Here is an 18,814-nt window from a genome sequence, read left to right on the forward strand (position 1 = left end):
ATAGTTTGCTTTGTGTTTCCTGTTATGCCCTAAAGGAGTATGTATGTCGGCTGAAAAAACGCATCTAGAGATTTGTAATTTAACCAAAGAGCAGTATCCACAAATCAAAGTTCTGATGGATCAAGCTTACCCAGGCTTAGGTGGAGCGTGGCCAAGCCACACCATTTTTCGTTTAATTGACCAATTCCCTGAAGGTCAAATTGGCATTGTTGATGACGGTGTGCTTGTGGGTATCGCTTTGAGTGTACAAGTAGATTACGCTCGTTTTTCTAACCCGCATACTTACGAAGATATTGTTGATGGCCACGACCGTGTTTTTAGCGACTCAGAAGGCGATGCTTTATATGGTCTAGATGTTGTTATCTCGTCAACCCACCGCGGTATGCGCTTAGGCAGGCGTTTATACGATGCGCGAAAAGAATTATGCCGTCAGTATAACTTACGTGCGATTTTGGCGGGTGGGCGCATTCCACGTTATTACAATCATAGCTCTGAAATGTCACCTATGGAGTACATCGAAAAAGTGGATCATAAAGAGCTTTACGATCCGATTTTAAGTTTTCAACTTTCTAACGATTTCCAAGTAAAACGCTTACTTAAAAAATATCTACCAGAAGACCAAGAGTCAGTGGGTTATGCCACGTTGTTAGAGTGGAATAACATCATGTTTGAGCCCACTGATACTGTGCTTGAATCAACCAAATCTATAGTGCGCGTAGGTGCTGTGCAGTGGCAAATGCGCTGCGTCGACTCAGTTGAGGAGTTACTTAAGCAAGTTGAGTATTTTGTCGATACGGTGTCTGACTATAAAAGCGACTTTATTTTATTTCCGGAATTTTTTAATGCGCCGTTAATGGGGCTCACCGAGCAATGCAATCAAACTGAGGCAATTCGTTATTTAGCAGAATACACTGAAACGTTCCGTGATGCGATGTCGCGCATGGCGGTTGAATACAATGCCAATATTATTACCGGCTCAATGCCGCTGGCAGAAGGCGATAAGATTTATAACGTTAGTTACTTATGTCATCGAAGCGGTAAAATTGATGAGCAGCGCAAAATACATATCACGCCTCATGAGCAAAATGACTGGGTGATCCAAGGGGGTGACAAGATTGCCGTATTTGAAACGGATGCGGGTCGTGTCGGTATTCAAATTTGTTACGATGTAGAGTTTCCCGAGCTGTCGCGTATTCTCGCTAAGCAAGGGCTAGATATCTTATTTGTACCTTTCTGGACAGATACTAAAAACAGTTACTTACGTGTTCGTCATTGTGCACAAGCACGCGCAATCGAAAATGAATGTTATGTTGTAATTGCAGGCTCTGTTGGTAATCTACCTGAGGTAGAGAGCTTAGACGTACAGTACTCGCAATCGGCGGTGCTTACTCCTTCTGATTTCTCATTCCCCCATGATGCGACCTTGAACGAAGCAACACCGAATACCGAAATGCTGTTATTCAGTGATTTAGATATGGATAAACTGAAAATCCTGCACAGTGAAGGTACCGTTAGAAACTTAAAAGACCGCCGTGAAGATTTATATGACGTGATCTTGAAAAAGCGAGATCAATAATGGCGTGGTTGTATTTAATTGTCGCAGGTCTGTTAGAAATTGGCTGGCCTGTTGGCCTTAAGATGTCTCAAGAATCAGAGAGTCGCTGGTTAGGCATTGCTATTGCTGTCGTCTTTATGGTCGCCAGTGGCTTTATGTTGTGGTTGGCACAAAAAGATATTCCGATGGGGACATCCTATGCAGTATGGACAGGTATAGGCGCTGCAGGCACCTTCTTGGTGGGTATTTTATTTTACGGTGATGCCGCCACATTTGGCCGTATTGCCGGAGTACTGTTGATTATCAGTGGTGTGATAACACTAAAAATTAGTCATTAAAAAAGCGGCATAGCCGCTTTTTTAATGACTAGAAATGCACCTAATTGGGTAGCATCACCAAAATGGCAGCCAAGGCAATTAATACTAGACCCGCCGTGTCTTGGCGTTTTAACGGCTGTTTTAACCAAAGAATCGATACCAAAATGGTAAAGAACACTTCAACTTGCCCGAGTGTTTTTACATAAGCAACATGCTGCAGGCTCATGGCGCTAAACCAACCGATTGAACCTAAACAGCTACAAACACTGACAGCGGTAGTAGTGCCTTTATGGTGCCACATTTTCTTAAATGTATCGGGCTCTTTGAGTGTAATATAAGCGCATAGCATTAGCGTTTGTAAGCTGATTATCAGTACCAGTACCCATGCGGCTGAGTGCGGGAAAGTCAGTCCTGAATTTAAACTTGCTTCACGGATCCATGATGATGAAAGAGCAAATGAAGTACCGCAAGCAAGCCCAAGGAGTGCAGTGCCCAAATTAAAGTGTTTAACATTCGCGATGCCACTTAATAGCAATACGGCGATTGCACCAATAAATACCCCAACCCAACCTAGCAATGACAGTGCGGAGCCAAAAAACATAACCCCTAAAATAGCCGCCATCAGTGCTTCACTTTTGGCAAGCCCAGCACCGACTGCAAAGTTATTCATTTTAAATAGTTTTACCATCAAACCTGTGGCAACAATTTGGACGATACTGGCACCAATAATGTAGCCAATAAAAGCCAGGTTAAAGTCTGGTAGTGCGGCGTCTTGGTATTGATAAAGTGCAAATAAATACAGGGCAGCAATTGGGCTGGCAACAATAAAACGAGCAAGCGTCACCCCTGCTACACTCACTGTTGCACTGAGTTTACTTTGCAGCGCATTGCGCCACGACTGCATAAATGCCGCAAAAATGGTTAAGAAAATCCAAGTCATATTGAAAATAAATTAATGAGGGGGCTTGGGTATAGAGTAACAAAACCAAAGTATTTGGGCATTAGCTGATCGACCAACTTGAGGAAAACTCAGCTGTGACAATATGCCGCAGGGCTTTTATGTCGTCATTAGGCTATAGTAACAATGATGCTATTGCTGGCCGCTGCTGTTATAAGTAGCGGCTTTTTTTGTTTGCGTTAGGGTAAGCTAATACAGTTAAAAAATAAGGAAATATCATGACAACACTGATTATCTGCGCACTCATCGCAGTTCTTCTACCTTATTTAGCAAAAGCTCCCGTGGCTTTTGCGCAAAATAAGCTTCAAGGATATGACAATAAACACCCGAGAGATCAACAAAGTAAGTTGACAGGTTTTGGGGCGAGGGCGCTGGCTGCTCATCAAAATAGTTTTGAGTCATTAGTTGTTTTTGCTGTTGCTTTAGCGGTGGTGATTGCGACCAACAATATCTATCAAGCCACTGAAATGTTAGCTGTTGTGCATATAATTACTCGTGTCCTATATTGTATTTTTTACTATATAAACCAAGATATTTTGCGCTCGTTAGTTTGGCTGATTGGCTACGTGAGCTGTGTGGCGATGATTGCACTGTGTTTATAATTCATACTGATTAAAACAGTAAAAACCACAAAGCAAGCGGCTTAAATAAGGCGCTTGCTTTAGGGTCTTAAGTTGATACAGCTTATTTCGAACTAACTTTAATTTTCTCTATTAAATCTTTTGCTTGATAGTTTTCGTCTAAGGCAAAATCGAGTTGCACTAAGGCGTTTTTAAAGCCCGATTCAGATGGCGCATATTGCCATTGTTTTAAGGCTCTTTTTGCTTCTCGATTGAAAACAGCTTCAGGCTCCGCACTAACCACAATGACATTGCTGGTGGCGCCACTTGGTAAAATATCGTATTTCAGAACGACTGAACCGCTAATGCCTTGCTCTGCAGCTTGTATTGGGTAGATTGGTTCCACACGCATAACCGCTTGGTAATCTTTTGTTTTTTCAACTGACATCGGCTGCTTTGCAATTGCAAAGCTGCTAAGCATGCCCATTGTAAAAATAACTAACGCTGTTTTTGCGATAAATGAACTGTTGTCGATCTGCTTTATTTGATTTAGACGTTGTAACATGGTGTTTTTATCTCCGTATTGTGAATAAGCCATTAAGCCTGCTCTGCTAAAGCTGGCACAGTGCACTAATGCCTTACTGTATAAAATTCGTTGTTCTGTCGATTTATTTTTGAGCACTTGCTCATCACATGAAAGCTCTTGAATACGACGTAGGCTTGCATAGCCAAGCCAAGCGACAGGGTTAAACCACAGCAAAATAGTGGCACTTAAGGCGAGGGCATTAACTAGGTTGTCTTTGCGTTTAATGTGCACTGATTCATGCTCTAAAATAAGCGCTAAAGCATGGCTATCGTAGTGGCTTTGGTAGTTTGTTGGCAGCACTAGCTTGGTGTTTATAACTCCTACAACCATCGGTGAGCTCACTTGTTTGCTTTGGTATAAGCGCATATTTTGGCTACTGTGCTGATCAAGCGCAATTGGTGCTAATTGCAGTTTTGTTAAGAAGCGGTAATGAAAATACACGGCAGTGATCAGCAGTGCAGCACTAATAAAACCATAAATAGCAAACCACGTTAGCGTAAATTGCGGCATTACTTCTGTATTTGGCGTGATAGTCAGCTTACTGATAAAGTCGTTTTGAATTGGCTTTAAGTGATCGGGTAAGTTCGCTAACAATAAACTAATAGGTAATAGTGCCCACAGTGTATAAACCAAGCGTGCCGATAGCTGACTTAGTAGTTTTCGCTCTAGCAGCAATAAAAACAAAATTGCAGATGAGATCAAAAGCTGTTGATCTAACAGCCAATTAAAAAATGCATCTAACATAACAACGCCTTACTTTTGCTGTTTTTCCCAATCATCAATGACCTTTTTTAGCTCATCAATATCATGTTGCGAGAGTTGCTCTGATTTAGCAAAACCACTTACTAATGGCGCAATGCGGCCGTTAAAAAAGCGTTCAATAAAGCTTTGGCTTTCTTTTAATGTGTATTCTTCACGGGCAATGCAGGGAGTGTAGTTATATTGGCGACCTTGCTTTTCGAAGCTTAGCGCGCCTTTTTTAACTAAACGACTTAGCAGCGTTTTGATGGTTTTTTCGTGCCACTCTTTATCGTCACTTAAACGCGCAATTACTTCACTTGCCGTGGCAGGGTAGCTAATCCACACAGCATCTAATACTTCGAATTCAGCTTTAGAAAGTTCAATCATTTTTATGCCTACAGATGTAATCTTTAATTTAAGATTACACGCGTAATCAATTAATGCAAACTTTTTTGTTAGATAATGTCACTTTTTTTGATACTAACTATCTGTCCTTCGGGCAAATTCAGCGTGGTGAGTGACAGCTTTGCGATATCTGTGCGGTACAAGTCGATGACTTTGTAGCCACAAAAACGTGCCATTTTTCGTATTTGACGGTTTAAGCCTTGTTTTAAGACGATGCAAAACTGCTTTTCGGTGACTTGAGTCACCTCACAAGGGAGCGTTAGTTGTTTATCTACGGGCACACCGCCCGCCATTTTTTTACAGAAGTCGCTATCAAGTGGCTTATCTACCGTGACTAAATAGCGTTTGGGTTGGTGGTAATCAGGGTGGATCAGTCGATTACAAAACTCACCGTCATTGGTCAAAATCAATAAACCTCGGGAGTCTTTGTCGAGCCGGCCAATTGGGTAAACCCGAGTGGTTTTAGGCAGGCTATGAATAAGGCTTGTTGGGTCGTCAGCATTTAATTTGCAATCTATACCAACGGGTTTGTGATACGCAAAGTAGGTGAGTGGCGCTTTTGCTGAAATTTTTTCGCCAAGTACCATCACATTATCGTGCTCATCGACGTGATCTATGTGATTTGCAGCACGGCCATTTACTGTTACCTCACCTTGATCTATCAAGCGTGATGCTTGCTTTCGAGAGCAAATACCCGCATGAGCAATAAATTTAGCAAGGCGTACTTTTTCTGGCATGAGTGATTTTTGTACAGTTAATTTGATCATAGTATATCAAACCCGCGTATAAGAAGTACTACATATAAAAGGGGTTCGACATGGCAATTAAGTTATCTGAACTTGCAGCGCACCAACCACTGCAAAAGGTTATCCTTCACTCGTTGGAAATGGCACTCTACCAAGTGTCTGTGGTGATCAATAACGTTGAATATTATGTCACTGATGAACAAGGTGAGTTTATACGTGATCTCAGCCCATTACATATTCAAAAGAGGCTCGACCATCTAAGCTACGGTGAAATGGTGCTACGTCATACTAGTGCTTACGATGAAATGTGTGGGCAGCCAGAGAAGCTCGCCAGCAATATGCTTGAGGTTCCTTATGGCAAGAATCATCTATACTGATTGATTTTAAAGCGTATACTGAGTCATAACATTTTATGGGTATGCTATGTATCAATTAAAAAGTGATGATTCAGTAGAGTTAAGTGACCAGCTAAGAACGCATATTGTTACGTATAATAAGCAGCATTTTAATGCACAACGTATTCCGTTAGGCTTTAAGTTTGTCGATAAAAAGCAGGTAGTGGTTGCAGGTATTAGTGGCCAAGTATTTGGCAATTGGTTATTAATAAGTTGGCTATGGTGCGATGACTCTGTTAGAGGCAGGGGCCTTGCTTCGCGACTGTTGAATGAGCTTGAAAGCAAAGCGACTGCGCTTGGCGCAAAGATGGCTCAACTTGATACACTTGACTTCCAAGCAAAGCCTTTTTACGAAAAAAATGGTTACCAAGTGAAGTACCAAATGGCAAATTACCCACTTGATGGTTGCCGCTACTTTATGGAAAAAAGCCTATCGCTCAAATTTGGCCGTTAGAACATTTTCTTCTGTGAAAGTTATGCCCAAGAAAGGTGTGGCCTCTGGTGCGAGCATAAATGTTCGAATATTCATGTGATCATGTGCATCAGGGTGTTTCAGTACATCATCACGATAAAAAGCACCAAAACAATCTAACGTATTTTGCTTACTCAATTGGTTAAGTTTGGCAAAGGCAAAGATCTTACATGAGCCATTATTTTCATTTGCTGAGCTAATAAGCCCATGGTTATTAAATCCACTGGGAGTGAAATGGTAGTTTTGCTCGATAACGGCCATTGTATCAGTGAATTCAATCAATGTCGGTGTATCTGCCAGTTTTGCTAAAAATGCATTGAGTGTCATGCTTTATCCTTAATTGTTATTTTTTATCAACTCTAACTCATCCTGTTGTTGATTGATATTAAACTTATAATTTCCGAGAAAGTTCATACCTAGCAATCCCACGCCTGAGTGATTGTCCATCACTAATACATCAAAATTATCTATATACTGCTGACCAATTTGAAAAGAGCGTACCCTATAACGTTTAGCTTTGACGGTGCCATTTGCAGTATTCACTTGTAGCGTACCGACAAAAATGGCTGGCTCTGCGAGGTTATCTAGTTGCGCGTGGTTTATCACGGTGAAGCTGGCCCCCGTATCTATCATTAATTTAACGTGCAGAGTGTCATTAATAACACTATTAACCAAGTAGTGCGCGCCATGGGGGATGAGTTCAATAATATCCACGCCAGTTAACGCTTGCTGTAATTTATGATGTAACTCATTCGCTTGGCTTGTAAAAGCGTGATTTTCAGGTAGTTGCTCAAGGGCTACTTGACTTGCAACATAGTCACCTAACTGATAATAAGCCATTGCGTAAGTATATAAGTAGTGTGGGTTGTGTGGTGCATAGTCTAGCCACTGTAAGCTGTGCTCTAGTAGTTGTTGCCATTGTTGTGCTTGAGTGAGGGCAGTGATCTGCAAGGTGACTAACTCTTCAATCTGTTTAGCTAAAGAACCTTGTTGATTGCTATCCAGTCGGTTTGCTAATGCCATTAAGCTCACGATCCCTTGCTGAAGATGACCTTGATTGATAAGTCGTTTAGCATCAAGTTTTAGCATTGTAATATCATAGGGGTGACGCTTTAAAAATGCACTTAGAAATAGCTCGCTTACATCTTCATCGTGACCTGAGAGCCAAGCTTCAACCTCTTGTTGCCAAGCTTGTTTTAATTGCTTGGCTTGGTGAGGATCGCTTGCAAGAAGTTGTGTATAAAACTCAATTGCTTTATCAAATTGTTGATTATCAAAAAATACAATAGCTTGTTCAAACTCACTGGGCAAAACAGTGGTTTTTTCTAGCGAGATAGAAGTGGCTTGCTCTGGCGTTACTTCAGAGGCGTATTGAGAGTTTATTCGCCATATAAAATAAGTATTTAAACAAAGAGAACACACCAATATTAATTTGAGTAGAGTATCCATCTATTTTGCCTGTACAAAGACTTCCCTTAATGTGGTTACTTTATCAGCATAAAACACATTAAAAAATAGTTAGCTTTTAACTAAGTGACGAAGGGCTAGAATGTTACTTATTTCGATATCTGCTAGACCCTTGTATTTGTACTGTGTTTCTTGATTATTCAACCAAACACTTTGACAGCCTGCGTTATTAGCCCCTTGTACATCCGTGTCTAAGCTATCACCAATATGCAAAATTTCACTGTGAGGGATGTTTAGCTTTGCAGCCGCAGTATCAAATAAGGCGCTGTGTGGTTTTGCTTTACCGTGCGGGCCTGCTTGTAGAACTAACTCAAACATGCCATTAAGGTTAAACTTTTCTACCTCGACATTACCATTGGTGATGGCAATTAAACGGTATTGTTTATTTAGACTAGCAAGTAACTCAAGTACATCATTCGCAACGGTTATTTGGCTGCGGGCATCGGCAAAAGCTTGATAGGCCCCATGTGCATGCTGCTGAGCGGTTTCTTTATCAAACCCTAAGTCTGTCATGGCATATAATAATGCTGCTTGTCGCCAGCGCGTCACGTCATCGATTAAAGTCGCATCTTGCTTTAAGGCATTATCGCGGCATTTTAACCAGTAGCTCATGCTATCGACAGGCCATTGTTCTAGCGTTTCAAGATAATCAGCTTGTGCTTGCAAAGCTGATTTGATGATTGGATGGTTGTTATAGAGTGTGTCATCTAAATCAAAACTTAACACAGAAACTGGCGATAAGGCACGATTAAATCGGATCATAATTACAACGGATTACTCAGGTGTTGAGCGCTTTTTAGCGCGTGGATGGGTATTGTCATACACTTTGGCTAAATGCTGAAAATCAAGGTGTGTATAAACTTGTGTTGCTGATAAACTGCTATGGCCTAATAACTCTTGCACAGCACGTAAATCACCGGATGATTCTAGAATATGCGAGGCAAATGAGTGGCGTAACTTATGTGGATGCACTTGCGAGCTTATGCCTTGTTTAATGCCCCATTCTTGCATACGCAGGCGAACTTGGCGTACTGAAATACGTTTTTTTTGGCTACTTACAAAGACTGCGGTTTCATCTGGGTGTGCAAATTGTGGGCGAATTTTTAGCCACGCTTTTAAAGCGTTGAGGGCTTTACTTCCAACAGGGAGTAAGCGCTCTTTGTTACCCTTACCACGTACTAACATTTCGCCTTCTGTAGGGTTAATATCTTGTATGTTAGCGCCAACTAACTCACTAATGCGCAGACCGGAGGAGTACATTAATTCCATCATTGCTTTGTCGCGAATAGCCAATGGGTCATCATCGGGGAGTTCTAATAGCTTTGCCATTTGATCAACGTCTAAATTTTTGGGTAATGGCTTAGAAAATTTAGGTCCTTTAATAGCTTCGGCAGGATTGTGGTAATGTGTTTGGTTTGCAATGTTTTTGGCTTTTAAAAATTTATATAAGCTACGAATACAGCTCAGTTTTAAACTAATCGTGCGGCCGCTTAATTGTTTACTTCGCAATTGCATACTGTAACGACGAATATGCTCACCTTGTACATTAAACCAGCTTTCACAAAGCTTACTAAAGTACAAAGCAGCAAAGCTTAGTTGGCTGGTGTATTGGCTTATCGTGTGCGCTGAATATTGTTTTTCATAGCGCAAGTAGTCTGCAAAAAGTTGGATAGGCGTGCGCCAAGCATCACTTAACTCGTCTGTGTTTGGCGCAATTTCCTCACTCATGCAAGTTCCAGTAAGCGTAGCTGTAATGAGCGCACAAAATCGAGTACGAAGAAGCTATCTTTAGCAGGTTCGAAGTGATTCACATCATCGCTGCCAAACGCCAAGATGGCCACTGGATGTTTAGTATTACCAATTAAATATAATGCGGTAGATTGCGTTGAATCAGAAAACAGTAAGTCGCGCTCTTGTTGATTTACACGGCCTAAATAAGTGCCCGTATCTTGTAAGCGGTGCGCGATTAAATCATCAAACTTTTTATCATACTTAACAAGGTGGCACTCATTTATTGAGGGGTTGGTACAAATTATATTGCGTAGGTTACTTGCCAGTGTTGTAAAGTCGTAATTGGTCCAAAGCTGACGATGGCATTCACTAAATAAGCGATAAATTAGCTCATTTTCTTTTGCTTGCTCAATTAACGTCGCAATTTTGTTTTTCAGTAAGGTGTTGTGTTCTCGCAGTTGGCGTTGCTGAATATGCACTAACGACGTTGCTGCCTCTGTTTGTTGGTGCAGTTCAAGCCCTGCAAGTACATCAGGGTTGTTAACTAGAAAATCAGGGTGCGCCTTTAAGTATTCTGCAATTTGTTGTTCTGTTTGTTTGCTCATAATGCTACTTGCCCATCAAAAACATGCTCCGCAGGACCGGTCATTCTTACGGGGTGGCCTTCCCCTTGCCAGCGTATTTGCAGGCTACCGCCTGGTAAATCGACCTGTACTGTGTTTGCTAGCTTGCTTTGGGCTTGACCAATCACAACCGCTGCACATGCGCCCGTTCCACAAGCAAGGGTTTCACTAACACCGCGTTCCCACACCCTTAGTTTAATATGATCTTGCGAAATTACCTGCATAAAGCCCACATTGGCTCGTTGTGGAAAACGTTCATGGTTTTCAAGCAGTGGCCCTAAAGTGTCAACATCAGCTGTTTGAATATCATCGACTTCTAATACGCAGTGTGGGTTACCCATTGAGACTGCGCCGCTAAAGATGGTGTGTTCTTCAGTGCGAAGAATATAGGTGAGCTCTCGTTTACTGGCTTTAAGTGGAATTTTACTTGGTTCAAAAGTCGGGTGACCCATATTGACCGTTACTTGGCCGTCTTTCTCAATATATAAAGTTAAATTTCCCGATTTGGTTGATACGGTGATCTTGTGCTTGTTTGTTAAGCCTTTCATGCGTACAAATCGAGCAAAGCAGCGGGCACCATTACCACATTGTTCGACTTCGTTACCATCAGCATTAAAAATACGATAGTGAAAGTCGAGATCAGGAGAATAGGGGGCTTCGACCATGAGTAATTGATCAAAACCTATGCCGAAGTGGCGATCTGCCAGCTTTTTAATTTGATCTCGTGATAAGAAAACATTTTGAGTAATGTTATCAATAACAACAAAGTCATTACCTAGGCCGTGCATTTTTGAGAAATTAACTAACATAACGCTCTAATTCGGGTTTGCTCTGAGCTAATCATGCCACAGAGCAGGGTGGTTATAAAAACGTTTATGGTAAAATTTTCTCACCTTGCCAAAGGCTTTCAAGAGTTTCACGTTGACGGATTAAATAACTTTGTTCTTCATCAACCATTATCTCTGCAACACGAGGGCGTGAGTTATAGTTTGAACTCATCGTAAAGCCATAAGCCCCCGCACTGCGCTGTGCAAGTAAATCGCCCGCTTGAAGAGCAAGTTGACGATCCTTACCTAAAAAGTCACCGGTTTCACACACAGGACCCACAATATCGTAGTTGTGGCTTTTAGTATCGTCTTCGCGCGGGATAACAGGAACAATACTTTGCCAGGCTTGGTAAAGTGACGGGCGAAGCATATCGTTCATGCCGGCATCGACAATAGCAAAGTATTTGTCTTGGTTTTGTTTAATGAACTCAACTTTAGTTACTAAAATCCCAGCATTGGCTGCAATAGCGCGGCCAGGCTCGAAAATAAGCTCTAAATCCTGATAATCAGCTAATCGAGCCGTGATTTTGTCAACATACTCGCTTGGGTGAGGAGGTGTTTCGCCGTTATAGGGCACGCCAAGACCACCGCCAATATCAAGGTGAGTTAGTTCAATGCCAACGGCTTTTAGTTGTTCAATTAAAGTAAGTACTTTTTCAAGCGCTGCTAAGAAGGGGTTGATTTCTGTTAACTGTGAACCAATGTGGCAATCAACACCTGTTATTTTTAGGCTTGGTAAAGATGCAGCATGCTGATAAACAGCAACAGCGGTTTGAATATCAATACCAAATTTATTCTCTTTTAAACCGGTAGAGATATACGGATGGGTTTTTGCGTCGATATCAGGGTTTACACGAATCGAAATAGGTGCAATACGCTTTAGCGAAGTGGCGACTTCTGAGATACGCTCAAGTTCCGCCACTGATTCAACATTAAAGCATTTAATCCCCAATTCAAGTGCATAGGCGATTTCATCAGTTGTTTTGGCCACCCCAGAAAAGACCACTTTAGATGCATCGCCACCGGCTTGAATTACTCGCGCAAGTTCCCCTTTCGAAACAATATCGAAACCAGAACCAAGGCGCGCTAGGATGTTGAGTACAGCAATATTTGAATTCGCTTTTACGGCATAGCATACCAAACTTTTATGCGATTTTGCGGCTTCGGCAAAGGCCAGGTAGTGACGTTCAAAGGTTTTTCGTGAGTAGATATAACAAGGTGTACCATATTGTTCGGCAAGCTCTTTGACAGCGATGTCTTCAGCGAACAGCTGGCTATCTTTGTAATTAAAAAAGTCCATCAATTAGTCCTGTTTTTGTTCTGGTTGTTCGGATGGAGCAGCCTCAGGCTGAGAGTCTGTTGACTGCGGCGTATCATCTGGTAGGTAAAGAGCACCACTTTGTCCGCAGCCGGCTAAGGTGAGCAGAAGGGCAAAGGGTAAAATGGTCTTTAATTTTTGGCTATGAGTCTCTTTCATTAGATTAATACGGTTGCTGGCTTTATAATCGCAGAGTAACAGAATATTTAAAAAATGCAGCTATTCGCGGATGAATTTATTCCTGTTACACTTGATGTACATAATCTGCCCCCAGATCTAGGCTTATAAGCCAGTTAAAGGACATAAAAATGACTGATCATGAATACCACACATTAGCCGATGCATTAATGCTAACGATTGAAGAGCAAATCGATGACTGTGATGCTGATTTAGACTACGAGTCTGCATCAGGTATTTTAGAAATCATCTTTGCAGATCGCAGTAAAATTGTGATCAATAAACAAGCACCACTGCATCAGGTGTGGGTTGCGACTAAATTTAATGGTCATCACTTTGAATTACGTGACGATAAGTGGATTGATAACCGTTCAGGTGCTGAATTTTGGCAATTTATGTGTGATGCTGCGACTCGTCAAGCGGGCCAACCTATTGAATGGCGTTCTGAGCTATGAGTTTAGAGTGCGTAGAGTACCCTGCTCAAGGGGAGCATAAAGCAAGTGTTATTTGGCTGCATGGTCTGGGCGATTCAGGTGATGGGTTCGCTCCTGTTGCCCCACAGTTAGCTTTACCAAAAGAGCTGGGAGTGCGCTTTGTATTTCCCCATGCGCCAGTACAACCGGTCACCATTAATGGTGGAATGGCAATGCGCTCTTGGTACGACATAAAGTCGATGGATTTAGATAAGCGTGCTGACGAGCAAGGTGTCAGAGACTCCGCAGCAAAAGTCGCCGAGCTTATTGAAGTAGAAATAGCGAAAGGTATTCCTGCCAATAAGATTGTCCTTGCTGGGTTTTCACAAGGTGGTGTTGTATCACTGCATTTAGCACCACGTTTAGAGCAAAAACTAGCGGGTGTTATGGCGCTATCAACTTATATGTGCGTACCTGATAAGCTCGCTGATGAGGCGAAGCAAAATAGTTTAAATATATTTATGGCGCATGGTCGTCTTGATGATGTCGTACCGCATAGTGCGGGCAGGCAAGCGTTTGATGTATTATCTGCAAATAACATGGAAGTAAGCTGGCAAGACTATCCGATGGCGCATCAGGTGTGTGGTGAAGAACTGATGGCAATCAGAGAGTGGTTAATTGCTCGCTTGAGCTAACATAGCTTGTAAAGAGGCCAATATGACAAAAAAACTGGTAATAAAAGCAAATATGGGAAGTGCCGAATCAGTCAATACTGCACCTTCTTCAGTAACGTATCAATGGCATTGGCGGCGTATTGTGCTAGTTGGCAGTGTGTTATTTATTGCGCTTGCTATTGTGGCGTATAGCTTTTTAGGTGCAGTAAATGCAGAGCAATCAGAACAGCAAGCTCAGCAAGAAGCATCATTGGCCACTGAAACAGATTTAAGTCGCGAGCTTGACGAGCTGCCGCGCTTGGCGCATAACACGGAGCAGGCCAAAGGCCCTGCAACAATGAGTTTGCAAGATGAACCTACCTCGTCAATTAATACTCAAGTGCAAACCGATTTGCAGCAACAAAGCGACTCACCGCAAGTGCTAGCAGAAGTTATTGAGCCAGATCAAAACGACGAAGTATTAGCAAGCGTTGATGAAACGCCTCCTGAAATTAGTGAGCCAAAAGACGAAGCGCAGCCCGAAGCTGTTCAAAATAAACAGCAGTTTGCTCACACAGCCCATATCGCGAGTGTGGCAATTGGCGCTAAAATAGATACGGATAAAGTGAGTCGAGCGGTATTAACGACAGATGTTGTTGATCGAGAACCAGTCAATGTTCTAAAAAGCGATGTAAAATTGCTTGATATTAGCCAAAGCCTTAGCTTTTTCAGTGAGCTTAAGAATATGCAGGGGCAAACTGTACGTCATGTATGGTATTACCAAGATCAGCAACTGGCTTCAATTGAGTTAGCGATAAGCAGTCCGCGTTTTCGCACTTACTCGACTAAAAATATTATGCCTGAACAAGTAGGTGATTGGCGTGTTGTAGTTGTTGATACCGATGGCAACTTACTTGCACAAAAAGAATTTAGAATTTTAGCTGATTAGCGTCAGCTTAGTAAATAATTGGATTTTTCATGACTCAGACAACAAAATACGTTCGCATTGCGACCCGTAAAAGCGCACTCGCTTTATGGCAAGCTGAATTTGTAAAAGCTCAACTTGAGCACTTTCATGATGATGTCACCGTTGAGCTTGTTCCCATGTCAACGCAGGGAGATATTATCCTTGATACACCACTTGCCAAGATTGGTGGTAAAGGTTTATTTGTTAAAGAACTTGAGCAGGCCATGTTAGATGGACGAGCGGATATCGCTGTTCACTCAATGAAAGATGTGCCGGTTGAGTTTCCGGATGGTCTAGAACTTAATACTATTTGTGAGCGAGAAGATCCTCGCGATGCGTTTGTATCAAATAATTACAAAAGCTTAGATGAATTGCCACAAGGCGCGATTGTGGGCACATCAAGTCTTCGACGTCAGTGTCAAATTCGCGAAGCCCGTCCAGACCTTGTTATTCACGATTTACGTGGTAACGTCAATACGCGCTTGGCAAAGCTTGATAACGGCCAATATGATGCGATTATTCTTGCTGCTGCGGGTCTAATTCGTCTGGAAATGCCTGAGCGCATTGCCGCATTTATTGAGCCGGAAGTATCTCTGCCTGCAAACGGCCAAGGTGCAGTAGGCATAGAGTGTCGTATTGACGATGAAGTGACCAAAGCCCTACTCGCTCCCCTTGAGCATACTGAAACACGTATTCGTGTTAATGCAGAACGTGCGATGAATCGACGTTTAGAAGGTGGTTGTCAGGTACCTATTGGCGCATTTGCACTTGTTGACGGGGAGCAGGTTCATTTACGTGGTCTAGTGGGGGCGGTTGATGGTAGCCAAATGCTCCGTGACGAAGTAACTGGCCCAGTCGCTGACGCACAGAAACTAGGCATTGAACTTGCCGAAAAGTTACTTGCTCAAGGTGCTGATAAAATCTTAGCTGACGTATACAGAGACGCGTAATATGCATATTTTGATAACTCGTCCAGCAGGTAAAGGCACTGAACTTGCTCTTCAGCTTCAGCAGGCGGGTTATCAAACAACCCAGTGTCCAGTATTGACCCTTGACTACTTAACGCCGAGTAGTGAAGAGCTCGCCCCGCTGGAAAATGCAGATAAAATTATTTTTATATCGCAAGATGCGGTTCATGCATTGCTTCGCCTCACTCCTTCTATAAATAAAGCTGCTCAGTTATATGCCGTTGGGCAGCAAACTGCCGATGCTGTTTATGAGGCGTTTGGTCGTCGTGCTGCGGTGCCAAAACAGCATGATTCTGAAGGGTTGCTTGAGCTAAAAACACTGCAAGATGTTGAACTGAGTAATATTGTTTTAGTGAAAGGCGAAGGTGGGCGCACCACCATCGCGAAAACATTGAAGCAGCGCGGTGCATTATTAAATCAGTTGGTTGTGTATAAACGCAGTGCCATTGAAAGTGAACCTAGCAAGTGGATGGACCACTGGCAAACAATTAATGTTGAAGGTATAGTCATTACAAGTAATGCCGCTGTGGATGCCATTTTTAATGGTCAAAATGAATCACAGTTAGGATGGTTAATTAAGCGTCAGTTTTATGTTGCAAGTGAACGTATTGCTGATTATTTGCAGCAAAAGAATGTAATAAGAACACATATACATATTGCTGCGGGGGCAAGCGATAATGCGATGTTCACCTGTATCAATGAGCAAGGTAGCAAAATGAGTGAATCAGATTTAAAACAGTCAATTAAACCAGCAGCCGAGTCCACGAAAAAGGCGCAAGCAGGTAAGACGGCCTCTGGGCAAACGGTTCATCACAAAAAAGGGATTAGTAAAACCGGTAGCTTAGCTTTACTTATCTCCGTGGTAGTTGCTTCTGCGGTTGGCTATGAGTTTTATCAAAAACTTAATAGTGATCAGCAATCTTCACGTGCATTGATTGAACTGACAACCGAAAACCAGCGTTTACAACAGCAACTTGATGCTGTGAAAAGTACGCAGCAAACATTACAGCATTCACTGTATAACAATGAGCAAAAAGTAGCTGATGCATTGAGTGAAAATGTGCAGCAAACTCAGCAACAGTTAGACGCTGCATTGAAACGTGCTGAACAACAGGCTTATACCTTAAATCCGCAAGAAGTAACAAGTTTACAGCGTATGGCTGAGTTTAAGGTTTGGGCGGAGCATGACTATCAAGGTGCGGCTGCGGTATTAACACGTTTAGATTCTTTATTGGCAGAGCATCCTGGCACTGGAAACATACGTCAGGCAATTCACCAAGATTTACAAACCTTAAATGCCATTGAGCCTGTTGCAGTTGAAGCTATCTATCTAAAATTACATGGGGTTGCGCAGCATATTGATGAACTTGTTTTTAACGCGATTTCTTTACCTGAAGAAGTGAGTCAAGAAGACCCAAATAAACTCAGTGAAAATGTTAGTGAGTGGCGTCAAAACTTAGCTAAGTCATGGCAACAATTTAAAGACTTCTTTGTTACCGTGCGTACCCGTGAAGACATGGTTGTTGCGCCATTTTTAAGTGAGCAAGAACGTCATTTAGTGAAGCAGCGTTTGAGCTTGTATCTAGCGCAAGCACAAGATGCTGTGTTATCGAAACAAAGTAGCGTTTACTTCACTGCCGTTGATGCTGCGCATGACTTAGTACAGGACTATTTCAAGCAAGATGATACGGTGACTAAAGCTGCTCTGAAGAGTTTGCTTGAGCTTTCAAAAGAGCAACTCGATTTTAACCCTAATGTATCGCTGAAAAGCACTGAGCAGGTGAAGGAGTGGGCGCAATGATCCGCTTTTTACTGTTAATAATTGCTATTGCAATCTGTTTAGGGAGCGCCCCTTTTTTCATCGATCAAAAAGGCTATGTATTAATCTCATTTAATAAAACGACCGTAGAAGGTACTATTTGGGGCGTCTGTGCACTGATCGTTTTGCTATCTGGTGCTGGGTTTTTACTCTACAAACTGCTGCGTTATTTATGGTCTTTGTACAGCCATACACGCCATCGCTTTTTTGCGCGCAGTGAAGAGCGAAAGCAAGCGGCTATTGAGCAAGGTGTATGGAGTCTTATTAACAATGATTACACTGAAGTTGAATTAGCACTGCATAATAACAGTGTCGCTGAGCAGTGGGCTGACGTCCGTTATGCCTTACTTGCAAAAGCTGCACTGGCTGAAAATGACACCGAAAAAGCGATTAGTTACCTTGATAAGATTAGTCAAAGCAAGCAACTGAAAGTGGCAAATCTGTGGATTGCTAGTGGTGAAACCAGTACGATTTTTGCTGATTTGAAAGCATTAGCTGAGCATAAAAAAGCATCAAATCTTGAACTGAAAATGTATGCTCACGTATTAGTTCAAGAGAAAAAGTGGGCTGCACTCAATGACTTTATGCCGCGTCTACTTCGTAAAAAAGCACTCACAGACAAAGAATGGCAGCAATTATTCAATCGCTATTTTGACGCAGAATCTAGCAGCACGTTAACAGAGCGATTTGAGCAATTAGCAAAGAATTTGAAACCTTTGGCTGAAGTTAGTTACTTCACTGCCATGGCGAAAGCAGGCGATTTAAATAAAATTGAGCTAAGCTTAATTAAAATGATTAAAAATCCGCGGCAGCATAAAGACTTAGCACATATTCTAAGAACTAGTGCTGCAGGGGATGCATTAAAATTACAGGCGAGTTTGCAGGATGTGTTGAAAAAAGACACTGACAATACTCAGTTGCTTTTAGCTTTGGCTTGTCTTGCGAATGCCCATGGTGAGTACGATTTAGCTGCGCGTGTTTTTGATAAAGCGCTTAATGCCAATAATCGCCATGAATACCTTCAGCAGGCTGCGCTTAGTTATAGTAAAAGTGCCCAACCAGATAAAGCGCTGGTGTTATATCAATAGAGTCCCATTTGCCTAAAAGGAGTTAAAT

At 42.2% G+C, this 18,814-nt stretch carries 22 protein-coding genes; 11 read left to right on the plus strand and 11 right to left on the minus strand.

Translation table 11 applies throughout. The features are described from left to right. Nucleotides 1–43: 43 nt before the first annotated feature. Nucleotides 44–1,576, plus strand: coding sequence for a carbon-nitrogen hydrolase family protein (locus tag L3Q70_RS00475; protein WP_062569466.1), 1,533 nt, complete (start codon nt 44–46; stop codon nt 1,574–1,576). Then, a complete protein-coding gene (locus L3Q70_RS00480; RefSeq protein WP_062569467.1) occupies nt 1,576–1,893 on the plus strand; it encodes a multidrug efflux SMR transporter in 318 nt (105 codons plus the stop codon). The genes L3Q70_RS00475 and L3Q70_RS00480 overlap by 1 nt, the downstream gene beginning before the upstream one ends. Nucleotides 1,894–1,933: 40 nt before the next feature. Here L3Q70_RS00480 and L3Q70_RS00485 read toward each other — a convergent pair whose 3' ends face one another. After that, nucleotides 1,934–2,812, minus strand: a complete 879-nt coding sequence (locus tag L3Q70_RS00485) for a DMT family transporter (protein WP_237114673.1) — start codon at nt 2,810–2,812, stop codon at nt 1,934–1,936. Between the two features lie 236 nt (nt 2,813–3,048). Here L3Q70_RS00485 and L3Q70_RS00490 point away from each other — a divergent pair, with 236 nt between their 5' ends. Further along, on the plus strand, nt 3,049–3,432 hold the full coding sequence (locus tag L3Q70_RS00490; protein WP_062569468.1) for an MAPEG family protein: 384 nt from the start codon (nt 3,049–3,051) through the stop codon (nt 3,430–3,432). Between the two features lie 82 nt (nt 3,433–3,514). Here the strand turns inward: L3Q70_RS00490 and L3Q70_RS00495 are convergent, their stop codons facing one another. From L3Q70_RS00495 to L3Q70_RS00505, 3 genes are all read right to left on the minus strand, one after another. Next, nucleotides 3,515–4,720 (minus strand): M56 family metallopeptidase, encoded by a 1,206-nt coding sequence (locus L3Q70_RS00495; protein WP_237114674.1) that lies wholly within the window; start codon nt 4,718–4,720, stop codon nt 3,515–3,517. Between the two features lie 9 nt (nt 4,721–4,729). Then, the gene (locus L3Q70_RS00500) at nt 4,730–5,104 is read right to left on the minus strand and encodes a BlaI/MecI/CopY family transcriptional regulator (RefSeq protein ID WP_193988115.1); all 375 of its coding nucleotides are present in this window, start codon (nt 5,102–5,104) and stop codon (nt 4,730–4,732) included. A gap of 68 nt (nt 5,105–5,172) precedes the next feature. Continuing rightward, nucleotides 5,173–5,859 (minus strand): pseudouridine synthase, encoded by a 687-nt coding sequence (locus tag L3Q70_RS00505; protein ID WP_237115228.1) that lies wholly within the window; start codon nt 5,857–5,859, stop codon nt 5,173–5,175. A gap of 80 nt (nt 5,860–5,939) precedes the next feature. On the opposite strand from L3Q70_RS00505, the gene L3Q70_RS00510 reads away from it, so the two are divergent. Both L3Q70_RS00510 and L3Q70_RS00515 read left to right on the plus strand, forming a co-directional pair. After that, nucleotides 5,940–6,245, plus strand: coding sequence for a DUF6482 family protein (locus tag L3Q70_RS00510; RefSeq protein ID WP_237114675.1), 306 nt, complete (start codon nt 5,940–5,942; stop codon nt 6,243–6,245). Between the two features lie 46 nt (nt 6,246–6,291). Further along, the gene (locus L3Q70_RS00515) at nt 6,292–6,717 is read left to right on the plus strand and encodes a GNAT family N-acetyltransferase (protein WP_062569472.1); all 426 of its coding nucleotides are present in this window, start codon (nt 6,292–6,294) and stop codon (nt 6,715–6,717) included. Here L3Q70_RS00515 and L3Q70_RS00520 read toward each other — a convergent pair. The 7 genes from L3Q70_RS00520 to lysA form a co-directional block, all read right to left on the minus strand. Further along, nucleotides 6,694–7,062 carry a HopJ type III effector protein gene (locus L3Q70_RS00520; protein WP_062569473.1) on the minus strand — a complete coding sequence of 123 codons (369 nt, stop codon included), beginning with the start codon at nt 7,060–7,062 and terminating at the stop codon, nt 6,694–6,696. The genes L3Q70_RS00515 and L3Q70_RS00520 overlap by 24 nt on opposite strands. Nucleotides 7,063–7,071: 9 nt before the next feature. Then, nucleotides 7,072–8,184, minus strand: a complete 1,113-nt coding sequence (locus L3Q70_RS00525; RefSeq protein ID WP_193988116.1) for a retropepsin-like aspartic protease — start codon at nt 8,182–8,184, stop codon at nt 7,072–7,074. Between the two features lie 69 nt (nt 8,185–8,253). Beyond that, nucleotides 8,254–8,964, minus strand: coding sequence for an HAD-IA family hydrolase (locus tag L3Q70_RS00530; protein WP_237114676.1), 711 nt, complete (start codon nt 8,962–8,964; stop codon nt 8,254–8,256). Between the two features lie 12 nt (nt 8,965–8,976). Next, on the minus strand, nt 8,977–9,930 hold the full coding sequence (locus L3Q70_RS00535; protein ID WP_237114677.1) for a tyrosine recombinase XerC: 954 nt from the start codon (nt 9,928–9,930) through the stop codon (nt 8,977–8,979). Beyond that, on the minus strand, nt 9,927–10,538 hold the full coding sequence (locus tag L3Q70_RS00540) for a DUF484 family protein (protein ID WP_062569477.1): 612 nt from the start codon (nt 10,536–10,538) through the stop codon (nt 9,927–9,929). Before L3Q70_RS00540 ends, L3Q70_RS00535 begins: the two co-directional genes overlap by 4 nt. After that, nucleotides 10,535–11,365, minus strand: a complete 831-nt coding sequence (gene dapF / locus L3Q70_RS00545) for a diaminopimelate epimerase (RefSeq protein ID WP_130150323.1) — start codon at nt 11,363–11,365, stop codon at nt 10,535–10,537. Before dapF ends, L3Q70_RS00540 begins: the two co-directional genes overlap by 4 nt. Nucleotides 11,366–11,429: 64 nt before the next feature. Next, the gene (gene lysA / locus L3Q70_RS00550) at nt 11,430–12,683 is read right to left on the minus strand and encodes a diaminopimelate decarboxylase (RefSeq protein ID WP_193988119.1); all 1,254 of its coding nucleotides are present in this window, start codon (nt 12,681–12,683) and stop codon (nt 11,430–11,432) included. Nucleotides 12,684–13,009: 326 nt separating this feature from the next. Here lysA and cyaY point away from each other — a divergent pair, with 326 nt between their 5' ends. From cyaY to L3Q70_RS00580, 6 genes are read left to right on the plus strand one after another with little or no spacing between them, the layout of a single operon-like run. Then, nucleotides 13,010–13,333, plus strand: coding sequence for an iron donor protein CyaY (gene cyaY / locus L3Q70_RS00555; RefSeq protein ID WP_062569480.1), 324 nt, complete (start codon nt 13,010–13,012; stop codon nt 13,331–13,333). Then, complete coding sequence (locus tag L3Q70_RS00560; protein WP_062569481.1) at nt 13,330–13,986, plus strand: dienelactone hydrolase family protein; 657 nt, start codon at nt 13,330–13,332, stop codon at nt 13,984–13,986. Before cyaY ends, L3Q70_RS00560 begins: the two co-directional genes overlap by 4 nt. 22 nt (nt 13,987–14,008) lie before the next feature. Further along, nucleotides 14,009–14,893, plus strand: a complete 885-nt coding sequence (locus L3Q70_RS00565; protein ID WP_237114678.1) for a DUF2914 domain-containing protein — start codon at nt 14,009–14,011, stop codon at nt 14,891–14,893. A gap of 29 nt (nt 14,894–14,922) precedes the next feature. Beyond that, nucleotides 14,923–15,861: a hydroxymethylbilane synthase gene (gene hemC, locus L3Q70_RS00570; protein ID WP_062569483.1), complete on the plus strand. Its 939-nt coding sequence runs from the start codon at nt 14,923–14,925 to the stop codon at nt 15,859–15,861. A gap of 1 nt (nt 15,862) precedes the next feature. Continuing rightward, nucleotides 15,863–17,680: a uroporphyrinogen-III synthase gene (locus tag L3Q70_RS00575; RefSeq protein WP_062569484.1), complete on the plus strand. Its 1,818-nt coding sequence runs from the start codon at nt 15,863–15,865 to the stop codon at nt 17,678–17,680. Then, nucleotides 17,677–18,786 carry a heme biosynthesis HemY N-terminal domain-containing protein gene (locus L3Q70_RS00580; protein WP_237114679.1) on the plus strand — a complete coding sequence of 370 codons (1,110 nt, stop codon included), beginning with the start codon at nt 17,677–17,679 and terminating at the stop codon, nt 18,784–18,786. The genes L3Q70_RS00575 and L3Q70_RS00580 overlap by 4 nt, the downstream gene beginning before the upstream one ends. Nucleotides 18,787–18,814: the final 28 nt, after the last annotated feature.

This window comes from Pseudoalteromonas sp. CF6-2 (assembly GCF_021729425.1).
Taxonomy (GTDB): domain Bacteria; phylum Pseudomonadota; class Gammaproteobacteria; order Enterobacterales; family Alteromonadaceae; genus Pseudoalteromonas; species Pseudoalteromonas arabiensis.

Excerpts from the sequence above, each read along its gene's own strand:
- L3Q70_RS00530 (WP_237114676.1), bottom strand. The coding sequence starts at position 8,964 with ATGATCCGATTTAATCGTGCCTTATCGCCAGTTTCTGTGTTAAGTTTT.
- L3Q70_RS00520 (WP_062569473.1), bottom strand. The coding sequence starts at position 7,062 with ATGACACTCAATGCATTTTTAGCAAAACTGGCAGATACACCGACATTG.
- hemC (WP_062569483.1), top strand. The coding sequence starts at position 14,923 with ATGACTCAGACAACAAAATACGTTCGCATTGCGACCCGTAAAAGCGCA.
- L3Q70_RS00540 (WP_062569477.1), bottom strand. The coding sequence starts at position 10,538 with ATGAGCAAACAAACAGAACAACAAATTGCAGAATACTTAAAGGCGCAC.
- L3Q70_RS00575 (WP_062569484.1), top strand. The coding sequence starts at position 15,863 with ATGCATATTTTGATAACTCGTCCAGCAGGTAAAGGCACTGAACTTGCT.
- L3Q70_RS00505 (WP_237115228.1), bottom strand. The coding sequence starts at position 5,859 with ATGCCAGAAAAAGTACGCCTTGCTAAATTTATTGCTCATGCGGGTATT.
- L3Q70_RS00495 (WP_237114674.1), bottom strand. The coding sequence starts at position 4,720 with ATGTTAGATGCATTTTTTAATTGGCTGTTAGATCAACAGCTTTTGATC.
- L3Q70_RS00560 (WP_062569481.1), top strand. The coding sequence starts at position 13,330 with ATGAGTTTAGAGTGCGTAGAGTACCCTGCTCAAGGGGAGCATAAAGCA.
- L3Q70_RS00510 (WP_237114675.1), top strand. The coding sequence starts at position 5,940 with ATGGCAATTAAGTTATCTGAACTTGCAGCGCACCAACCACTGCAAAAG.
- L3Q70_RS00500 (WP_193988115.1), bottom strand. The coding sequence starts at position 5,104 with ATGATTGAACTTTCTAAAGCTGAATTCGAAGTATTAGATGCTGTGTGG.
- L3Q70_RS00515 (WP_062569472.1), top strand. The coding sequence starts at position 6,292 with ATGTATCAATTAAAAAGTGATGATTCAGTAGAGTTAAGTGACCAGCTA.
- L3Q70_RS00475 (WP_062569466.1), top strand. The coding sequence starts at position 44 with ATGTCGGCTGAAAAAACGCATCTAGAGATTTGTAATTTAACCAAAGAG.
- cyaY (WP_062569480.1), top strand. The coding sequence starts at position 13,010 with ATGACTGATCATGAATACCACACATTAGCCGATGCATTAATGCTAACG.
- L3Q70_RS00480 (WP_062569467.1), top strand. The coding sequence starts at position 1,576 with ATGGCGTGGTTGTATTTAATTGTCGCAGGTCTGTTAGAAATTGGCTGG.
- dapF (WP_130150323.1), bottom strand. The coding sequence starts at position 11,365 with ATGTTAGTTAATTTCTCAAAAATGCACGGCCTAGGTAATGACTTTGTT.
- L3Q70_RS00565 (WP_237114678.1), top strand. The coding sequence starts at position 14,009 with ATGACAAAAAAACTGGTAATAAAAGCAAATATGGGAAGTGCCGAATCA.
- L3Q70_RS00485 (WP_237114673.1), bottom strand. The coding sequence starts at position 2,812 with ATGACTTGGATTTTCTTAACCATTTTTGCGGCATTTATGCAGTCGTGG.
- L3Q70_RS00490 (WP_062569468.1), top strand. The coding sequence starts at position 3,049 with ATGACAACACTGATTATCTGCGCACTCATCGCAGTTCTTCTACCTTAT.
- L3Q70_RS00525 (WP_193988116.1), bottom strand. The coding sequence starts at position 8,184 with ATGGATACTCTACTCAAATTAATATTGGTGTGTTCTCTTTGTTTAAAT.
- L3Q70_RS00580 (WP_237114679.1), top strand. The coding sequence starts at position 17,677 with ATGATCCGCTTTTTACTGTTAATAATTGCTATTGCAATCTGTTTAGGG.
- L3Q70_RS00535 (WP_237114677.1), bottom strand. The coding sequence starts at position 9,930 with ATGAGTGAGGAAATTGCGCCAAACACAGACGAGTTAAGTGATGCTTGG.
- lysA (WP_193988119.1), bottom strand. The coding sequence starts at position 12,683 with ATGGACTTTTTTAATTACAAAGATAGCCAGCTGTTCGCTGAAGACATC.